Origin of the sequence: Hallerella sp. (genome assembly GCF_022776125.1) — a bacterium.
Classification (GTDB): Bacteria; Fibrobacterota; Fibrobacteria; order Fibrobacterales; family Fibrobacteraceae; genus Hallerella; species Hallerella succinigenes.
Window position 1 is genome coordinate 1 of sequence record NZ_JALFIA010000063.1, and the last position, 16,065, is coordinate 16,065.

Consider the following 16,065-nt stretch of genomic DNA (forward strand, 5'->3'; position numbering starts at 1 on the left):
TGGCGATCCTCAACGTGGCTCGCATGGGCAAATTCAGCTCTGACCGTACCATTGATGAATACGCGAAGGAAATTTGGCACGCGAAGGCTTGCCCGATTTCCCTCAAGTAAGGGCTTTCGAAAGCTTGAAAAAGACTCCTCCATTGGGGGGAGTCTTTTTTATGGGCTTTGAATTGTTAGTGAAAGGATTGTTCGTGGACATCGTACAGAAAAAGGCTTTCGGAGCGGCCTGAAGAAAAAATACAGTGGGGGTACGATAATTTATCCATTTTTGCATCACACAATTAATATCTAAATATGTGTATAAGGTTTTTTGCCAAACGCTTCCAACTCCCGTTACAGAATGCGGCTGGATACTTTTTTTTCTAGATTCCCCAAATTTTCAGGATTTTAAAATGGCTCATGACTCCACAGCGTTATCGAATTGATTGGAAATACTCCGCTTGTCCGCATCAACAAATGGAACGAACGGGTTGATACCGGGAAAAGAATTTTACCAATTCGCCATTGACGCGGTCGCTTTCCGCTTCGTACAGAAGAACCTGTTCTTCATCTTGTTCGGAAGGTTCTCCGCAAATGTCGACGCCTAAAACCTTTCCCTTTTCAAAAATCTTAGAAAGAATCTTGAACAGGTTTTGCAAGGTAAAGCTGCCCCCGTCCCAATTCGTGTGCACGATCTTTTCGAGTAGAACATCCTTGTCGATTGAAATGTAAATCGGGTACTTGAAAAAATCCTTGTCAAAGGTAAAGAGGTGGGCGAAATCCGGATGGATGCATTCGCTTTGTTTTAAAATGTCCATTCGCGGTAAGTACTTGGAATCGATTTCTGAAACGTGATTGTCACCAACTCCAAGTAGAATCAATTTTTTCAGATTCGGATTTTTATCGAGAGAGGCTTTGATCCAATTGCCACAAGAAAGGATGCCGTCAAAGAGAGGGTCCTTCATATCGGAGTGATGATCGAAAACGAGAAGCGTAAACGGTTCCTGGATGCGATCTGTCCAGAGCTTGCTCATGTAATGCGTGTTGCCCGAGTCGATAAAGTGCAGCCCGTGTAGCGGAAATGCGGAGATTTCCTTGCGCAGTTTGTTTTCGGTATCGGGATCGAGATAGCAGTCGGTTCCCTGCATTTCTTCGCAGTGGATCCATTGAAAATCGGGACCTTTGCAAAACTCTTGATCTTCGTAAATTCGGGTAAAGTTCATTATCAAAGTTTGCATAGTCCCTCCGTTTTAAAGCCGCTCAAACTTGGCAGTAAACTGTAAATTTCGGGTGGTCTCAAGCTTATCAAATTGAATCACGTAACTCGAATTCTTGGCGTCGATTTCTAGGATAGTTCCTTCGCCAAAAACCGCATGTCGTACCCGGTCGCCGACAAAGAGCAGGTTCTGCAAGAGCTCCAACCGCTCGGTATCCTGCTGAATGTGCTGCAAGGCTTTCTTTTTCAAATCATCGGGAAGCGGACGTACAAATTCCAAGTTGTGTTCGCCCGCATCAAAGATGAATCGCGACGGGAATTTGCTCAGGTTCGCACTTCCACCGCCTTCGTTTTCCGAAAGGAATAGCCTTTCCTTGGCACGGGTAAACGCTACATAGGCAATGCGACGTTCTTCTTCCATCTCTTCCGCCGTCTCGATCTGTGCACTCGGGAATACACCTTCTTCAAGGCCTGTCACAAAGACAAATCGAAATTCTAAACCTTTGGCTGCGTGAATGCTCAAAAGTTTGACCGCGTTTTTGCGTTCTTCCTTGTCGAGGTTCCCATATAGCGCCACGCGCGAAAGGAATGTTTCTAAATTCTCGTCCGGATCTTTTGCCGCAAGTTCCGCGTTCTGCTTGAATTCCGCGATGTTGTCCAAACGATCCTGGTCCGCGTCCATGCGGATGAATTCCGTGTAGCCGGAAAGGTCTAGCACTTCGTCGAGAATGTCGTCGAGTTTTTTGTCGGCGATGCTTTTCTTTGTGGTGTTGATCGCGTGGATGTAGTTCTGAATGTTTGTGCCTTTGAAAACGGCGCTGTCCTGATTTTCGAGCAAGGCGTTCCAAAGCGAAATGCGATTGGCGTTTGCGTATTCTTTGAGAAACTGGATTTTCTTTTTACCGATTTTACGGCTAGGCACATTGATCGTTCGCAAAAAAGCGATGTCGTCTTGTGTCGTGAGCATACGCAGGTAAGCGACGACATCTTTGATTTCACGGCGTTCGTAAAAAGAGACTCCCGAAAGAACACGGTAGGGAATCTTTCGCTGAATTAAAATTTCTTCTACTCCGCGAGAAAGAAAATGCGAACGGTACAGCACCGCGATATCGCTTAGGACCGCGCCCTGTTTCACGAGCGTCTGAATGCTATCTGCAATCCATTCCGTTTCGTCTTTTGGTGATTTGCTGTGAAAATAAAGAGGCTTTGCTCCGTCTGGGCGAACCGCGTTCAGTTCCTTGGGAAAGCGCAGTACGTTGTGCGAAATCAGCTCGTTTGACATCCGCAAAATCTGTGGCGTACTGCGGTAATTTTCCGTGAGCACAATCGTCTTTGCGCTCGGATATTTTTTATCAAAGTCTAAAAACAGTCGAACATGGGAACCGCGCCAGGAATAAATCGTCTGATCGCTATCGCCCACAATAAAAAGGTTCTTGTGCTTTCCCGAAAGAATGCGGGCGATCTTGTACTGCTTTTCGCTCACGTCCTGGAATTCATCAACCATCACATATTCAATTCGCTTTTCCCATTTTTCACGGGCGTCGGGGAAGTTCTCGAGAATGTACAGGGTAAAGTTGATCAGGTCGTTAAAGTCCAGGCCGTAGTTCTTTTTTTGCTCGTAGAGATAACGCAAGAAGATTTCGTTGTTCTTGTCTTTTTCCTTTTCAATGCACTGCTGCAATTCTTCGGCGGAAATCTGAATGAAACCGGAGATGTATCCCGGCGTGAATTTCTTCGCCTCTAAAACCTGATCGATCGTCCGCTGCATCGTCGTGTCGCGGAGGGTAATCTTCATGTCGGCGAAAATGCGCTGGAGCATTTCCCGTTCATCTTCGGTATCGAGGATAATGAAATTTTTCGGGTAGCCGAGATGATGGATTTCTTCCTTCAAAAAACGCGTGCAGAAGGCGTGAATGGTACTGATGAAGCCCAAATCCGCATCGCCGAGAATCGAACGCACTCGCGCCTTCATTTCGTTTGCGGCGCGGTTGGTAAAAGTCACCGTGAGGATATTTGCAGGAGAAATGCCGAGCTCTGAAACGAGATAGCAGTATCTGGCGGTTAAAGCTTTTGTTTTTCCCGTTCCGGCGCCTGCCATGACCCGCACATACCCTTCGGTTGTCTGTACAGCCGAAAGCTGTTCCGGGTTGAGTTTTGAAAGCAGGTCGTTCAAATTCGTTTAGTTACCGCGTTCCGCCATTGCATAGAGGAACGACTTGAGAGATGACGTGTGTTCCGTCATCGGCAGGGTATCGGCGATTTCCATCGCGTCTGCGATGTGCTGCAAGGCGGTTTCTTTTGCCTTGTCAAAAGCTTTGGCCTCTTCTAGGCGCTTGCAGATTTCTTCGGCAACGCCCGGATCTGCGGCACGCTTCAAAAGAGCCTGGAGCGAGGCTTTTTCTTCGGTGGAAACGCTTTCAAAGTAATAGATCAACGGCAGGGTTACAAGACCGTTCGAAATATCGGTAAACTTTGCCTTGTCGAGATTCGTAGCCCCTATGCCGTAATCCAAAAGGTCATCGATAATTTGGAAGGCAAGGCCGAAATGCGTACCGATCTTTCCACAGGCTTCTATGCGTTCCGCATCAAAGCCTGCAATCGTCGCACCGATCTTTGCACTCGCTTCCACGAGGGCTGCGGTCTTTCCTTTGATGATCGCATTGTAGTCCGCTAACGGCAAATTCATATTACCCGTGTGATCGAGCTCGCTGATTTCGCCGACGATCAAACTATTCGCTGCCGAAGAAAGGATGAGAGGAATCTCACGGGACTCTTCGTCGATTACGCAACGCATCGCCTGCGAAAGAATGTAGTCGCCGATCAAAACGGCAACCTTGTTGCCCCATTCCACATGGGCTGTTCTTTCGCCACGGCGCATCGTCGTCTCATCGATGATGTCGTCGTGGACAAGGCTTGCCAAATGCAAAAGCTCAATGCCTGCGCAGGCATGTGCGATGCGAGATTCATCTGCAGGCGTTTCGCCTGAAGTCGCAATAAGAGCGAGAATCGTGGAACGGATTTTTTTACCCTTGCGGGCGATCAGCTTTGTCATGCGTTCCGAAACGCCCGCAGGTGCTGTGCGAGCGACTTCGGCGATGACTTCGTCGGATTTGTCGAGATAATTCTGAACTTGTCCCCGCACTGTAGACAGCACGGCTTGAAAAGACGGATGTTCGGCGGGATTCATGCTCACGATTAAACGTCCAAATCGTTGATGACTTTGTAAGCGTTGTCTTCGATGAACTTGCGACGCGGTTCCACGTCTTCGCCCATCAGCATGCTGAAGACGCTGTCCGCGAGAACGCCATCGTTCACGTGGCACTTCTTCATGATGCGGGTTTCCGGATTCATGGTCGTTTCGGCCAACTGTTCCGGGTTCATTTCACCAAGACCTTTGTATCGCTGGATTTCGTAATTCTTCTTTTCGTTGGCGTCGATGCTCGAAAGCTCAGCTTCGTCGAAGATGTACTTGATCGTCTTGCGGCCCTGTGCCAAGCGGAACAGAGGCGGCTGTGCGATAAAGACATATCCGCCGTCCACGAGAGGCTTCATGTAGCGGAAGAAGAACGTGAGAAGAAGAGTCTGAATATGGGAACCATCGACATCCGCATCGGTCATGATAATGACCTTGTGATAGCGGAGCTTTTCCAGCTTGAACTCGCTGCCGATGCCGCAGCCGAGTGCGTTCACCAAGTCCTGAATGGTGTCTGCATTCAGCACACGGTCAAGACCTGCTTTTTCCACGTTCAAAATTTTACCGCGGAGAGGAAGGATAGCCTGGAATTCACGACGACGACCCTGCTTTGCAGAACCGCCTGCAGAGTCACCTTCCACAATAAAGAGTTCGCACTTTGCCGGGTCGCGTTCACTGCAGTCTGCGAGCTTACCCGGAAGTCCGCCGCTTTCAAGGACGTTCTTTCTGCGGGCGAGGTTACGCGCCTTGTGAGCCGCTTCACGAGCGATGGCTGCGTTGTAAACCTTGTCCACGATCATCTTCACGATGTTCGGATTTTCGGCAAAGAATTCGTCAAGCTTTGTACCGAAGGCGGTGTTCACAAGACCTGCGACTTCGGAGTTGCCGAGACGACGCTTTGTCTGGCCTTCGAACTGCGGTTGCGGAATCTTGATCGAGATAACTGCGGTCAAGCCTTCGCGGATATCGTCCGCAGAAATCGCTGTGTCCTTTTTACCCTTCGGCAAAATTTCCTGAGCGTACTTGCCGATGATGCGGGTCATGGCGGTTTTGAAACCGGTGACGTGCGTACCTCCATCGTGCGTGTTCACGTTGTTCACAAAGCTAAAGAAGTTTTCTTGGTAACCATCGTTGTACCAAAGCGCGATGTCGAGCGGATAATTGCCCGCTTCCGTCGAAATGTGAATCGGTTCTTCGAACAAAGGCTTGCGGTGGGAATCCACAAACTTCACAAAGGCAGAGATGCCGCCCGGGAAGTGGAAGGAATCCTTCTTACCATCCGGAGTGCGTTCGTCGGTAAGCGTAATGCGGATACCGCTCATGAGGAAGGCGTATTCGCGGAACCGTTCTGCGAGAATGTCGTAATTGTATTCCGTTGCCGTAAAGATCGTTTCGTCCGGGTAGAATTCAATCGTTGTACCGGTAGAACCATCGGAGTATGTGCCGATATCCTTCTGCGGTCCAAGAGGATTGCCCTTCGAAAATTCCTGCTGCACAATGCGACCGTCGCGGCGGACCGTGACGATGTGCTTCTTGGAAAGTGCGTTCACGCAGCTCACGCCCACGCCGTGCAAACCAGCGGAGACCTTGTAAGAATTGCTGTCGAACTTACCGCCGGCGTGAAGCTTCGTCATCACGACCTGGATCGTTCCCACATGTTCCTTCGGGTGAATATCGATAGGAATGCCACGACCGTTATCGGTTACGCGGATGCCGTTGCCCGGCAAAATCGAAACTTCGATATGATCGCAGAATCCAGCGAGAGCTTCGTCGACCGAGTTGTCTACGACTTCCCAAACCAGATGGTGGAGGCCCACAGAGTCGGTAGAGCCGATGTACATTGCCGGACGGACACGAACAGCTTCAAGTCCTTCGAGAACGGTAATGCTCGAACCACTATATTCTTCAGCCATCAAAACCTCAAATATTCAATACAATTAAATAAAACGGATACCCTTGACGCGGGGTGCACCGAGGAGTCCGTTGCACCTATCAATAATAGCTTTTTTCTGATACGATGCCTCGTTCTTCCACACGGAATTACTGGCTTTTATCACGAGAATCCCGTCTTTCAAATCGGTGATTTTCAGGTGCTCCGTCAGGTGTTTCCCGAACAGCTTTTCGAAGTTCGAAAACAGGGTGAAAAGGTCCTGCTTTTGACCAATGTTACGCTGCGCTAAAACCTTCGCAAGCAACACGCTCGCGTGTGTCGGCTGGGGAGTTTTATGAAGCTTTGGATTGTTTTCTTCGGCACTCATACAAGCAACAATTTCGAAAGGGCGAAGCTCCCGATTAGGATGCTCGTCATGCCGGCGACGACCGTCGCCTTGGTGCTTTTTCCGACGCCTTCTGCGCCACTATGGGTGTTGTATCCAAAGAAACAGGCGTAGCTTGCGATGAAGTAGCCGTAGAGTGCCGCTTTGATTAGGCCCACGGCAAAGTCCCAATCTTCGTAGAACATACGCACGCCGTAGAAGAACGTCGAGAATGTGACTTCCTTGTAAAGCGCGGCCGTAGCGTAACCGCCGACGATACCGATGAAGATACTGATGATCGTCAGAACCGGAAGCATGATGATTGTTGCAATCAGGCGCGGGGCAAGTAAAAAGCGGTACGGATTTAATCCCAGAACATTGTAAGCGTCGAGCTGTTCTGTGACCGCCATCGTGCCAAGCTCCGAACACATCGAAGCGCCCACGCGGCCTGCGAGAACCATTGCCGTGAGAATCGGGCAAAGTTCCACCATCACCGATTTGCCAACCGCCATGCCGACGAACACAAGCGGAATCATATCGCCAAACTGGTAAGCGAGCTGCCACGCCATAATCGCGCCGGTCGCAAGGCTTGCCGCAAAGACGACGGGAATGCTCGTCACTCCGGTCACGTACATCTGTTCCACGATGGTGTGGAAGTTGTGAATGGTACTCGGACAGTTTTTGCCGAGTTCCCACATAAAAGCAAAATAGCCGCGGACAGAGTCAAAGAACTTGCGGACGTAATGTCCCAAGCTCTTTGCGGCAATGTCCATCAGTGAAAACATTTTACTTCTTTTTCTTCTTGTCGGACTTCGCAGGAGTCTTGGACGGGGCGCTGATGGTCTTCTTGTAAAGATCCATGTCCGAAAGATACTTGATAGCTTCGTTTACCTGAGCATCGCTCTTGAGAGTGAAAGCGGTGCTTGCGGAGTCGCCTTTCACCGCGGTCAAAAGTTCACGCTTAATCCCGTTCATGATGTATTCACGGTTGTCGTCAAACTGCTTTGTACGGTTGTCGTCCAAAGCCTTGCGCAGTGCAGAGACCTGCTTGTTCAAAGTCGTGTCGGAGAGCGTCTTCGAAGAGTCGCCCATAAAGTTCTGTTCGCGGATCAAATCCTTTTCCAGAATCTCAAGCGTTGCAATGGAATTGCTCTTGATCTTGGTAAAGTTCGTATCCTTCAGGCAGAAGTCCTTGAACTGTGTAAAGAGCGAATCCGGAACGACCCATTCGCCGTCGATCTTTGCACCGCTCTTTTCAAGGCTCGGACGCATCTTGACTGCGAACTTGAAGTACATCGCCATGCGTTCCTGAACCTGCACCACCCAAGGGATCGGATCGAGTTCCACGTCGACGTCTGGCGTGATACCGCCACCGCCGTACATCTTACGGCCTGCGTTGGTGAAGAACGTGTCGACCTTTGCCGTATCGGCTTCCGCCTTGACAGTCGTGTTTGCGGAAGCGTCTTCGCCTTCTTCTTCGGCAAGAGCTTCTTCTTCACGGATCTTCAAACCTTTGATTCCGTTTTCCGGCTTGTTGATACAACGGCCGAACGGAAGGTAGTAGAAGGCGGTCGTGAGCTTCAAGGCGTAACCCTGATTGTCGAGCGGGAAGATCGTCTGCACGGAACCTTTACCGAAAGAGGTCTTGCCGATAATCAAACCGCGGTCCCAGTCCTGAATTGCGCCGGAAACGATTTCTGCAGCACTTGCAGAACCCTGGTTCACGAGAACGACCAACGGCACATCCTTCGGAACGATACCGTCCTTGCGGGCGCGGCTTTCGGTTGCTTGAGTGCGTCCGCGCGTTGAAACGATCGTGTTGCCCTTCGTCAAGAAGAGTTCGCCGATTTCCACGGCCTGGTTCAAAAGTCCACCCGGATTGTAACGCAAGTCGAGAATGAGCTTCTTCATGCCCTGCTTCTGGAGCATTTGAATCGCTTTGACAACTTCATCACGGGTCTTGAGCGAGAACGAGGCTAGCTTGATGTATCCGATGTCCTTCGTGAGCATGCCGCTATACGGAACTGCATGGACGACGATCTTTGCACGGGTAATCGTGAAATCCATGAGTTCGCTTACGCCGGAACGCGCAATGCTGATCGTCACATCGGTGCCGACTTTACCACGGAGCTTACCCACAGCTTCATCGAGAGTGAGGCCGCGCGTATCCTTGCCGTCGATTTTCATAATGCGGTCACCGGCACGAATGCCGAGACTGAACGCCGGAGTTCCCGCAAGCGGGGAAATCACCGTCAAAATTTCGTCACGCAAGCTAATCGTGATGCCGACGCCACCGAATTCCCCTTCGGTAGAAACCTTCAGGTCTTCGTAATCCTTGGGAGCAAAAACGGCGGTATGCGGATCCAAAATGTTTCGCATGCCCTGAATCGCAGCTTCGGAAACTTCCGCCGGATCTACGTCTTCGACGTACTTCAGATTGACTTCCGAAAGGACCTTGTTCAAACGGGAGAGTTCTTCGTAAAAATCCCCCGGAGCCTTCTTTTCGGATTTAGAGGATGCCGCCAAGGCGACGCTAGCCGCAAGACCTGCAAAGGTGATCCCGCGGAAAATGCAACGAGCAAAAGACATTTTGGATTTCATATTCATAAAAATACAATTTCAAAAAAGAACGAAGCTTTAAAAAGGAGAAAACCCAGCCATATCGGCTGGGCTTCAAAGAAAGGAGAGAGATGAAACGTTTGGGTAAGGGGAACGGGACAGCTTTTATGCGGCGTCCAGCACCTGATTGATTTTCGTCGTGCGGAGCTTTGCCAAGGCTTTTTCCTTCACCTGGCGAACGCGTTCTTTCGAAAGTCCGACCATTTTGCCGATTTCCTTCAAGTTCAGGTCTGCATCCACATCCAGACCGTAATAAAGGCCAATCACCTTGTGTTCCTGATCGGTGAGGTTGTCCTTCAAAAGCAAATTGAGAGACGCCTGTTCGTTGTTCTTGGCGGCGAGGGCGTCAGTCGCATCTGCCGAAGACGCAATGCAGTCGCCAAGGGTCGAATCCCCATCGTCACCGACTGGCGAATCGAGGGATGCGGAACGGGCGCCCATCATCAAAATCTTTTCGATGTCCTTTGCCTTGTAACGGCTAGCGCCTTCGAGACTCTCCGGATCAATCGTCAAGCTTCCGCCTACGACCTGACGGGTCTTGGAGGAAACGCGGTTAAAGCGGCGAAGGACGAGTTCCTTTTCTGCGCTAATGCGGACAAGGCGAGCCTTTTCGGAAATGGCGCGGGTGATGTTTTGACGGATCCACCACACGGCGTAGCTGATAAACTTGATCTTTTGATTCGGATCGAAACGGCGAGCGGCTTCGATCAGGCCCATGTTGCCTTCGTTGATCAGTTCGTTCACATCGAGACCCTGGCCTTTGTAAAGGTTTGCGATGTTCACGACAAACTTCAAATTGGACTTGACGAGAAGATCCTGCGCGCGACGGTTACCCTTGGCGGAAAGTTCAATCAAAACCTTTTCCTGTTCACGGGTGAGAAGCGGATATTTAGCGATGTCATTCAAGTATTGGAAATAAATGGAATTCATCAGGACCTCTTTTAGTTTTGTAACATTCGATTCGTTACATTTGAAATCTAACGTTTCCAAAAATCGCAAGTGTCAGAAAGAGCCCTAGTTTTGGCAAAACCTTCATCGGTTTTCTGTCTATGTTTATCGGGTTTTTGTCATTTTTTTGTCATTTTAGGCTGAAAATCCCTATATTGACGGCATGTCAGATTCGATTTCAATAGAAAAGCTGAATGCAACCGATACTTCTATCGTCAGTTCTTTGGGTATGCCTTTGGGTAGAATTCCGAAGAGCCTCTTAAAGGAAAACTCAATTTCCGAAAAGTGGATCCGTGTGATGATGGGAATCTTCTTTCTATCGATCGGCTTGGTGGCGGCGGCCTCGACAATCGATAAAGGCGAGTATTCCTGGAAGGCGTATGTCGTTCCGATGGTCGTGACGGTGAACTTCCTTTGCGGTTTCTTTTTGAACCAAAGAATCTTGGTGCCGCGTTTTTATTTTGCCCGCCGAATCAAACTCTTTGTCTTCTTCAATTTCCTGTTTACGATCGCTTCGATTTTGATTCGCGATATTGCGATTTATCTCATGGGAACTGGCGCAGGCTGCGTTTATGAAGTCCTTGGAACGGGACGGTCTTTTTTGACGATTCTGAGTATTTTCGGTATTTTTATCGTGGTGACGGGGATCAACTGCGTTTTCAATGTGATGGTGCGCTTGGAAGGCATTCGCATGCAGGAGTCCTACATCCGCAAGCTCCAGGAAAACTTTATGTTGCAGGCGGACCTTACCTTCTTAAAGCAACAGCTTTCTCCGCATTTTCTTTTTAACACGCTGAACAATATTACGGCGCTCGTGGATATCGATCCGAAGCTCGCTCAAAAATCGATGGTGCGCCTATCGTCGCTCTTGCGCCAGGTTTTGCAAGAAACTCAGAAAAGAAGCGTGGCGATTGAAACGGAAGTCGATATTTTGCAAAAGTATTGCGAACTGGAAAAGCTCCGTTTTGGATCGAATGTGGAATTCTCTTTTGACGTGCGGTTGGAACATCCGGAGAAGAACGTGTCTCCGCTATTGATGATGCCCTTGGTGGAAAATGCAATCAAGTACGGAGTGCATCCTTCGCAAAAGAGCCGCATTGCGATTTCCATTTCGGAAAAGGAAGACGTTTTGCATTGCCATGTAGAAAACACGATTGTTCCCAAAGCTTCTTCGACACATGTGAAGAGCGGCATTGGACTTGCAAATTTACAACGCCGTCTGGAAGTTTGTTACCCGAACAGATACCAGTATTTAGCGAAAAAAGAAAATGGGGTTTATATCGCGGATCTTCAGATTTCGGTTAAGGACACTCCTCTTTCGTTTGCACAGACAATGGATCATGCAGAACGTGTTTTTAATTCTGTCGATGGATTTGAAAAGGCTGTTCACGGCTAGCGAACGTTTCCTTTGTTTGTGTTTAAAACAAAAATGCCCCGGTTGAAACCGGAGCATTTTTGTTGAGAATCAATCTCTTCGGCTTAAGCCTGAGCCTTCACCTGCTTGACGACCGCAGCAAATGCTTCCGGATCGCTCACAGCGAGGTCAGCGAGAACCTTGCGGTTGATGCTGATGTTAGCCTTGCTGAGCAAGTGGATGAACTGGCTGTAGCTCAAATCAAATTCACGCACAGCGGCGTTCAAACGGGTGATCCACAAAGTGCGGAATGCACCTTTCTTGTCGCGACGATGAGCGTATGCGTATTGACCTGCATGGGCGACGGCGTCCTTGGCAAGGCGAAGGTTCGACTTGCGGCGGCCATAGTAACCCTTAGCAGCCTTGAGAATGTTCTTGCGGCGTGCGCGAGAAGGAACTCTAGTCTTAGAACGTGGCATTCTTACTTACTCCTTATGCTTTGACAAGCAGACGCTTGACTCTGTATTCATCGGACTTCTTGACGGTTCCGGCCTTGCGCAGATTGCGCTTACGCTTTGTCGTCATCTTGGTAAGAATGTGGCGAAGACCAGCGCGCTTGAACTTCACGTGGCCGCTGCCGGTCACGCGGAAGCGCTTCTTAGCACCACCGTGGGTTTTCATCTTAGGCATTGTTTACCTCTTCGGTTTGTTGTTTAGCCTCACCTGCTGCCTTCGGCTCGGTTGCGGGCTTTTGCGGTGCGTTTTTGGTCGCACCGCGTTTAGGACCGTAAATGTAAAGCAACGTGTTGCCTTCCATTCTCGAATCCGTTTCCAAATCGCCAACGTCCGCCAGGTCTTGCTTGGCGCGTTCCATGAGTCGGCGGCCGTAGTCCATGTGCGCCATTTCGCGTCCACGGAACTGCATAATCAAACGTACCTTCATGCCACTCGTGAGAAAGTCACGCATCTGCTTGACACGATAGAGATAATCGTTTTCAGCGGTCTTCGGATGCATTTTGACTTCTTTGAGCTTGACCACGTGTTGCTTGGCTTTTGCTGCCTTTGCTTTTTTGGCCTGTTCAAACTTGTACTTGCTGTAATTGATGATACGGCATACCGGTGGCTTCGCATTCGGCGAGACTTCCACCAGGTCCAGTCCGGCGTTCTTTGCCATCTGCAAAGCTTTGCGCGTATCAAGAACCTCCTGAGTTCCGTCTTCCTTAATAACACGGACCGGGGAAATGTGAATGGCTTCGTTGATACGGGTTCCGTCTGCAGGACGGTTCGGCATTTGCCTCATGCGCGGATTAGGATACAAGTATGCTACCTCATGATAGTGGTGATGTTTGCGACGAAAATTTAGCAAACCCAAAGGAAATCTTCAACTTTTCAGAGAATCCCCCTTTGGAAAAAAGCCTAAATTTTGTATAATTGAGGGCGTTGCGGCGGTAGCTCAATGGTAGAGCTTTAGCCTTCCAAGCTAATGGTTGCCGGTTCGATCCCGGTCCGCCGCTCTAAAAATCAAGCCTCCGAATGTTTTGGGGGCTTTTTTTGTGCTTTTTTGCGTTCAAACGATTAGCGGTGGAGCAGGCTCGGCGCTTCGAGCTTCACAGGGGTTTCCGTCTTGACTACGTCAAAGGCTTCGAGGACTCCGGACTTCCAGATGAAGAAGAGCACAGCGAAGAAGAGAATCACGCCGAGAATCGTGCCGAAGTTTGATTTTTTGGGGACGAGTCCGCGGATGCGGGCTGTTTCGACCTTGTTTACGCTTCGCGGTACGAGAGAGTCGATCGTGACGATGTCTCCGACGATCGGTTCGCGGGGAATGCGGCCAAAGGCGCTTTTGTCGACGGTGTACGACTTATGGGTAGCGTCGGAATAGATCGTACCTGTATGCTTCGATGCATTCCAGCTTTCAATGCGTCCAATGTCAAGAACCATGCTTTACCTCCATCTTGAGCTCCATCTTCAATATAAAAAAACCGCCCTAGAAGGACGGTTTTTCAAAGAGAGGAATCTCGTTGAGGATTAGATCGTATCCATGCGAGTCACTTCCTGAGAGTAATCGACTCCTTCGATGTCGAAGCCGTTCGTGGCGAGGAAGTCGTGGCGGTATCCTTCGATGTCGCCGAGTTCAGCGATGTTGTCTTCGCTTACGATCGGCATGTATTTCGCGACTTCTTCCTGAACCTTCGGATTGAGTTCGAGTTCGTCGATACGGATGCGGTGCTCGTCGTCGGTGGGAATTGCGGAGCCCGTGTAGAGACGTTCTGCGAAAAGACGTTCCATCTGTTCGATGCAGCCTTCGTGCGTACCGTTTTTCTTCATGATCTTAAAAAGGATGGAGATGTAAAGCGGGATCAGAGGAATGACGGCGGAGGAACGGGTGACGAGACCCTTGTTCACGGAGATGTAGGCTTCGCCGTTCAAAGTCTTCTTGAGCTCCGCGTCGAGTTCGCGAGCGGTGCGTTCGATGTCTTTCTTGGCGGCTCCGATGGTGCCGTCGCGGTAGATAGCGTGTGTGTAGGTCGGGCCGATGTAGGAGTAGGCAACGGTCTTTACGCCGTCAGCGAGAACGCCTGCTTCGGAGAGCTGCTTGATCCAGCGAGCCCAGTCTTCACCGCCCATCACCTTCACGGTCTGGCGCTTTTCTTCTTCGTTTGCGACTTCAGCTGTAATGATCGAGAACTTGCCAGAAACGACGTCCATTGTTGCACCGGAGAAAGTCTTTTCAAGCGGTTTTAAAACGCTGCGGTACATTTCGCCTGTTACAGGGTCCACGCGGACGGCGCTTGCGACGCTGTAAATCACGAGGTCGAACTTGCCGAACTGTTTAGAGGCTGCGATCACCTGCTTGCGCATTTCGTCCGAGAACGCGTCGCCGTTAAACGTGACTGCACCGAGGCCCTTCGCCTTGGCGGCACGGTCGAATGCCATGTTGTTGTACCAGCCCGGAGTACCGCTCTTGTCGGCGGTGCCTTCTTTTTCGAAGGAAACACCGATGGTGTTGGCATCGCATTCGAATGCTGCAGAAATACGGCTTGCGAGACCATAACCGGTAGAGCAGCCGAGGACGAGGACATTCTTCGGAGCGTTCGGAAGAGGACCGCGTTCTTTTGCCTTCTTTTCCACGTAAGCGATCTGATGTTCCACATCCTTGGCGCATCCGATCGGGTGTGCGTTGATGCACATGTTGCTACGAATAAGAGGCTTGATAATCATTATGTTTTCCTTGTTCCTAGAGTTAGTCCCTAAACTTTTTGAGAATCACAATGCCGTTGTGTCCACCGAATCCGAGGGATGCGGAAGCCGCACAATCGATATTTCCCGAAACGCCGACGTTTGGCACGTAGTCGAGGTCGCAGTCTTCGTCCGGATTGTCCAGGTTGATGGTTGCCGGGAAGTAGGAGTTTGTGATGGCGAGAGTCGAGATGATCGCTTCGATAGCGCCAGCGGCGCCAACGCAGTGACCGGTCATGCTCTTCGTGCTCGAAACCTTGATTTTGTAAGCGTGTTCGCCGAGGGCGATTTTGAGCATTGCGGTTTCGGTGGAATCGTTCAGATGGGTTGAAGTTCCGTGAGCGTTGTAATATTGAATGTCGGTCGGAGCGATGCCTGCGTCTTGGATCGCGCGGGTCAAGGCCTTGGCACAGGTTTCTCCACCCGGACGCGGGCTGGTGATGTGATAAGCATCCGCAGAGGCTCCGTATCCGGCGAGTTCCGCGTAAATGTGTGCTCCACGAGTCTTGGCGTGTTCGAGTTCTTCGAGAACGAGAATGCCGCCGCCTTCACCCATGACAAAACCGGAACGATCCTTGTCGAACGGGCGGGAAGCCTTTTCCGGAGCGTCGTTGAACTTGTCGGTGAGAGCGTGCATGCCTGCAAAGCTCTTAATCGAAAACTCGGTAACACCGCTTTCCGAGCCGCCGGCAAGGCAAATGTCCAAACGTCCAGAACGGATCGTGTCCAGAGCGAGGCCCAGGGCGTCCGTACCCGAAGCGCAAGCCGTGGCAATCGTCCAAGCGGAACCGGTAATGCCAAGCGCAATCGAAACGTTTGCACAGGCTTCGTTTGCAATCAGTTCCGGCATGGCGAGAGGCGATGCTCTGCGCTTGCCGCATTCGATATACTTTGAATAAGAAGCGTCGACAATATCCATACCGGCAAGACCGTTACCGGCGATTATGCCCGTCTTTTCCGCGGCGAGATCTTCTTTGGTGAGCTTTGCATCTGCCACAGCTTCGTTTGCGGCGGCAAGAAGGTACTGTGTGAAGCGAGCCATGCGGCGCGCTTCCTTCGGATCGATGCCGTGTTCTTCCGGCTTAAAGTCCTTGATTTCTGCCGCAATCTTTACCGGGGAAGAACTTGCGTCAAAAAGCGTAATGGGAGCGACACCGCTCTTGCCCTGCTGAATGGATTGCCACATCGAGGGGACGGTCTTTCCAATCGGAGTGACAGCGCCCATACCGGTGATTACAATTCGTCTTTTATTCATAAAT

Annotated in this window: 16 protein-coding genes and 1 tRNA gene; 3 read left to right on the top strand and 14 right to left on the bottom strand. The window is 50.3% G+C overall.

Annotated elements, in window-relative coordinates:
- Positions 1 to 14: 14 nt before the first annotated feature.
- Positions 15 to 110 (top strand): glycogen/starch/alpha-glucan phosphorylase, encoded by a 96-nt coding sequence (locus tag MR847_RS11050; protein WP_353846852.1) that lies wholly within the window; start codon positions 15 to 17, stop codon positions 108 to 110.
- Between the two features lie 341 nt (positions 111 to 451).
- On the opposite strand, the gene MR847_RS07860 is transcribed toward MR847_RS11050, so the two are convergent.
- The 8 genes from MR847_RS07860 to MR847_RS07895 all read right to left on the bottom strand — a co-directional run bounded on the left by MR847_RS07860 (position 452) and on the right by MR847_RS07895 (position 10,194).
- Complete coding sequence (locus MR847_RS07860) at positions 452 to 1,219, bottom strand: arginase family protein (RefSeq protein WP_287723455.1); 768 nt, start codon at positions 1,217 to 1,219, stop codon at positions 452 to 454.
- A 12-nt stretch (positions 1,220 to 1,231) separates the two neighbouring features.
- Complete coding sequence (locus MR847_RS07865) at positions 1,232 to 3,370, bottom strand: UvrD-helicase domain-containing protein (protein WP_277000950.1); 2,139 nt, start codon at positions 3,368 to 3,370, stop codon at positions 1,232 to 1,234.
- 6 nt (positions 3,371 to 3,376) lie between these two features.
- Positions 3,377 to 4,384, bottom strand: a complete 1,008-nt coding sequence (locus tag MR847_RS07870) for a polyprenyl synthetase family protein (RefSeq protein WP_100425377.1) — start codon at positions 4,382 to 4,384, stop codon at positions 3,377 to 3,379.
- 8 nt (positions 4,385 to 4,392) lie between these two features.
- Entirely contained in the window at positions 4,393 to 6,303 is a 1,911-nt protein-coding gene (gene gyrB, locus MR847_RS07875; RefSeq protein ID WP_100425378.1) for a DNA topoisomerase (ATP-hydrolyzing) subunit B, read from the bottom strand.
- Positions 6,304 to 6,327: 24 nt separating this feature from the next.
- Positions 6,328 to 6,648 carry a DciA family protein gene (locus MR847_RS07880; protein WP_100425379.1) on the bottom strand — a complete coding sequence of 107 codons (321 nt, stop codon included), beginning with the start codon at positions 6,646 to 6,648 and terminating at the stop codon, positions 6,328 to 6,330.
- Positions 6,645 to 7,430, bottom strand: coding sequence for an MlaE family ABC transporter permease (locus MR847_RS07885; protein ID WP_100425380.1), 786 nt, complete (start codon positions 7,428 to 7,430; stop codon positions 6,645 to 6,647). Before MR847_RS07885 ends, MR847_RS07880 begins: the two co-directional genes overlap by 4 nt.
- Before the next feature lies 1 nt (position 7,431).
- Entirely contained in the window at positions 7,432 to 9,234 is a 1,803-nt protein-coding gene (locus MR847_RS07890; protein WP_100426785.1) for a S41 family peptidase, read from the bottom strand.
- Positions 9,235 to 9,369: 135 nt separating this feature from the next.
- Positions 9,370 to 10,194: a sigma-70 family RNA polymerase sigma factor gene (locus tag MR847_RS07895; protein WP_100425381.1), complete on the bottom strand. Its 825-nt coding sequence runs from the start codon at positions 10,192 to 10,194 to the stop codon at positions 9,370 to 9,372.
- Between the two features lie 181 nt (positions 10,195 to 10,375).
- Here MR847_RS07895 and MR847_RS07900 point away from each other — a divergent pair, with 181 nt between their 5' ends.
- Positions 10,376 to 11,608 (top strand): sensor histidine kinase, encoded by a 1,233-nt coding sequence (locus tag MR847_RS07900; protein ID WP_100425382.1) that lies wholly within the window; start codon positions 10,376 to 10,378, stop codon positions 11,606 to 11,608.
- Positions 11,609 to 11,691: 83 nt separating this feature from the next.
- On the opposite strand, the gene rplT is transcribed toward MR847_RS07900, so the two are convergent.
- From rplT to infC, 3 genes are read right to left on the bottom strand one after another with little or no spacing between them, the layout of a single operon-like run.
- Complete coding sequence (gene rplT, locus MR847_RS07905; protein WP_100425383.1) at positions 11,692 to 12,045, bottom strand: 50S ribosomal protein L20; 354 nt, start codon at positions 12,043 to 12,045, stop codon at positions 11,692 to 11,694.
- A 13-nt stretch (positions 12,046 to 12,058) separates the two neighbouring features.
- The gene (rpmI, locus tag MR847_RS07910; RefSeq protein WP_100425384.1) at positions 12,059 to 12,256 is read right to left on the bottom strand and encodes a 50S ribosomal protein L35; all 198 of its coding nucleotides are present in this window, start codon (positions 12,254 to 12,256) and stop codon (positions 12,059 to 12,061) included.
- Complete coding sequence (gene infC / locus MR847_RS07915; protein WP_106520184.1) at positions 12,249 to 12,857, bottom strand: translation initiation factor IF-3; 609 nt, start codon at positions 12,855 to 12,857, stop codon at positions 12,249 to 12,251. The genes rpmI and infC overlap by 8 nt, the downstream gene beginning before the upstream one ends.
- A 151-nt stretch (positions 12,858 to 13,008) precedes the next feature.
- Here infC and MR847_RS07920 point away from each other — a divergent pair.
- Positions 13,009 to 13,080 (top strand) — tRNA-Gly (locus MR847_RS07920).
- A gap of 61 nt (positions 13,081 to 13,141) precedes the next feature.
- Here MR847_RS07920 and MR847_RS07925 read toward each other — a convergent pair.
- The 3 genes from MR847_RS07925 to fabF all read right to left on the bottom strand — a co-directional run bounded on the left by MR847_RS07925 (position 13,142) and on the right by fabF (position 16,061).
- A complete protein-coding gene (locus MR847_RS07925) occupies positions 13,142 to 13,507 on the bottom strand; it encodes a hypothetical protein (RefSeq protein ID WP_100425386.1) in 366 nt (121 codons plus the stop codon).
- A gap of 87 nt (positions 13,508 to 13,594) precedes the next feature.
- The gene (gene fabV, locus MR847_RS07930) at positions 13,595 to 14,788 is read right to left on the bottom strand and encodes an enoyl-ACP reductase FabV (protein ID WP_287723459.1); all 1,194 of its coding nucleotides are present in this window, start codon (positions 14,786 to 14,788) and stop codon (positions 13,595 to 13,597) included.
- A gap of 22 nt (positions 14,789 to 14,810) precedes the next feature.
- The gene (gene fabF / locus MR847_RS07935) at positions 14,811 to 16,061 is read right to left on the bottom strand and encodes a beta-ketoacyl-ACP synthase II (protein WP_106520185.1); all 1,251 of its coding nucleotides are present in this window, start codon (positions 16,059 to 16,061) and stop codon (positions 14,811 to 14,813) included.
- Between the last annotated feature and the right edge of the window lie 4 nt (positions 16,062 to 16,065).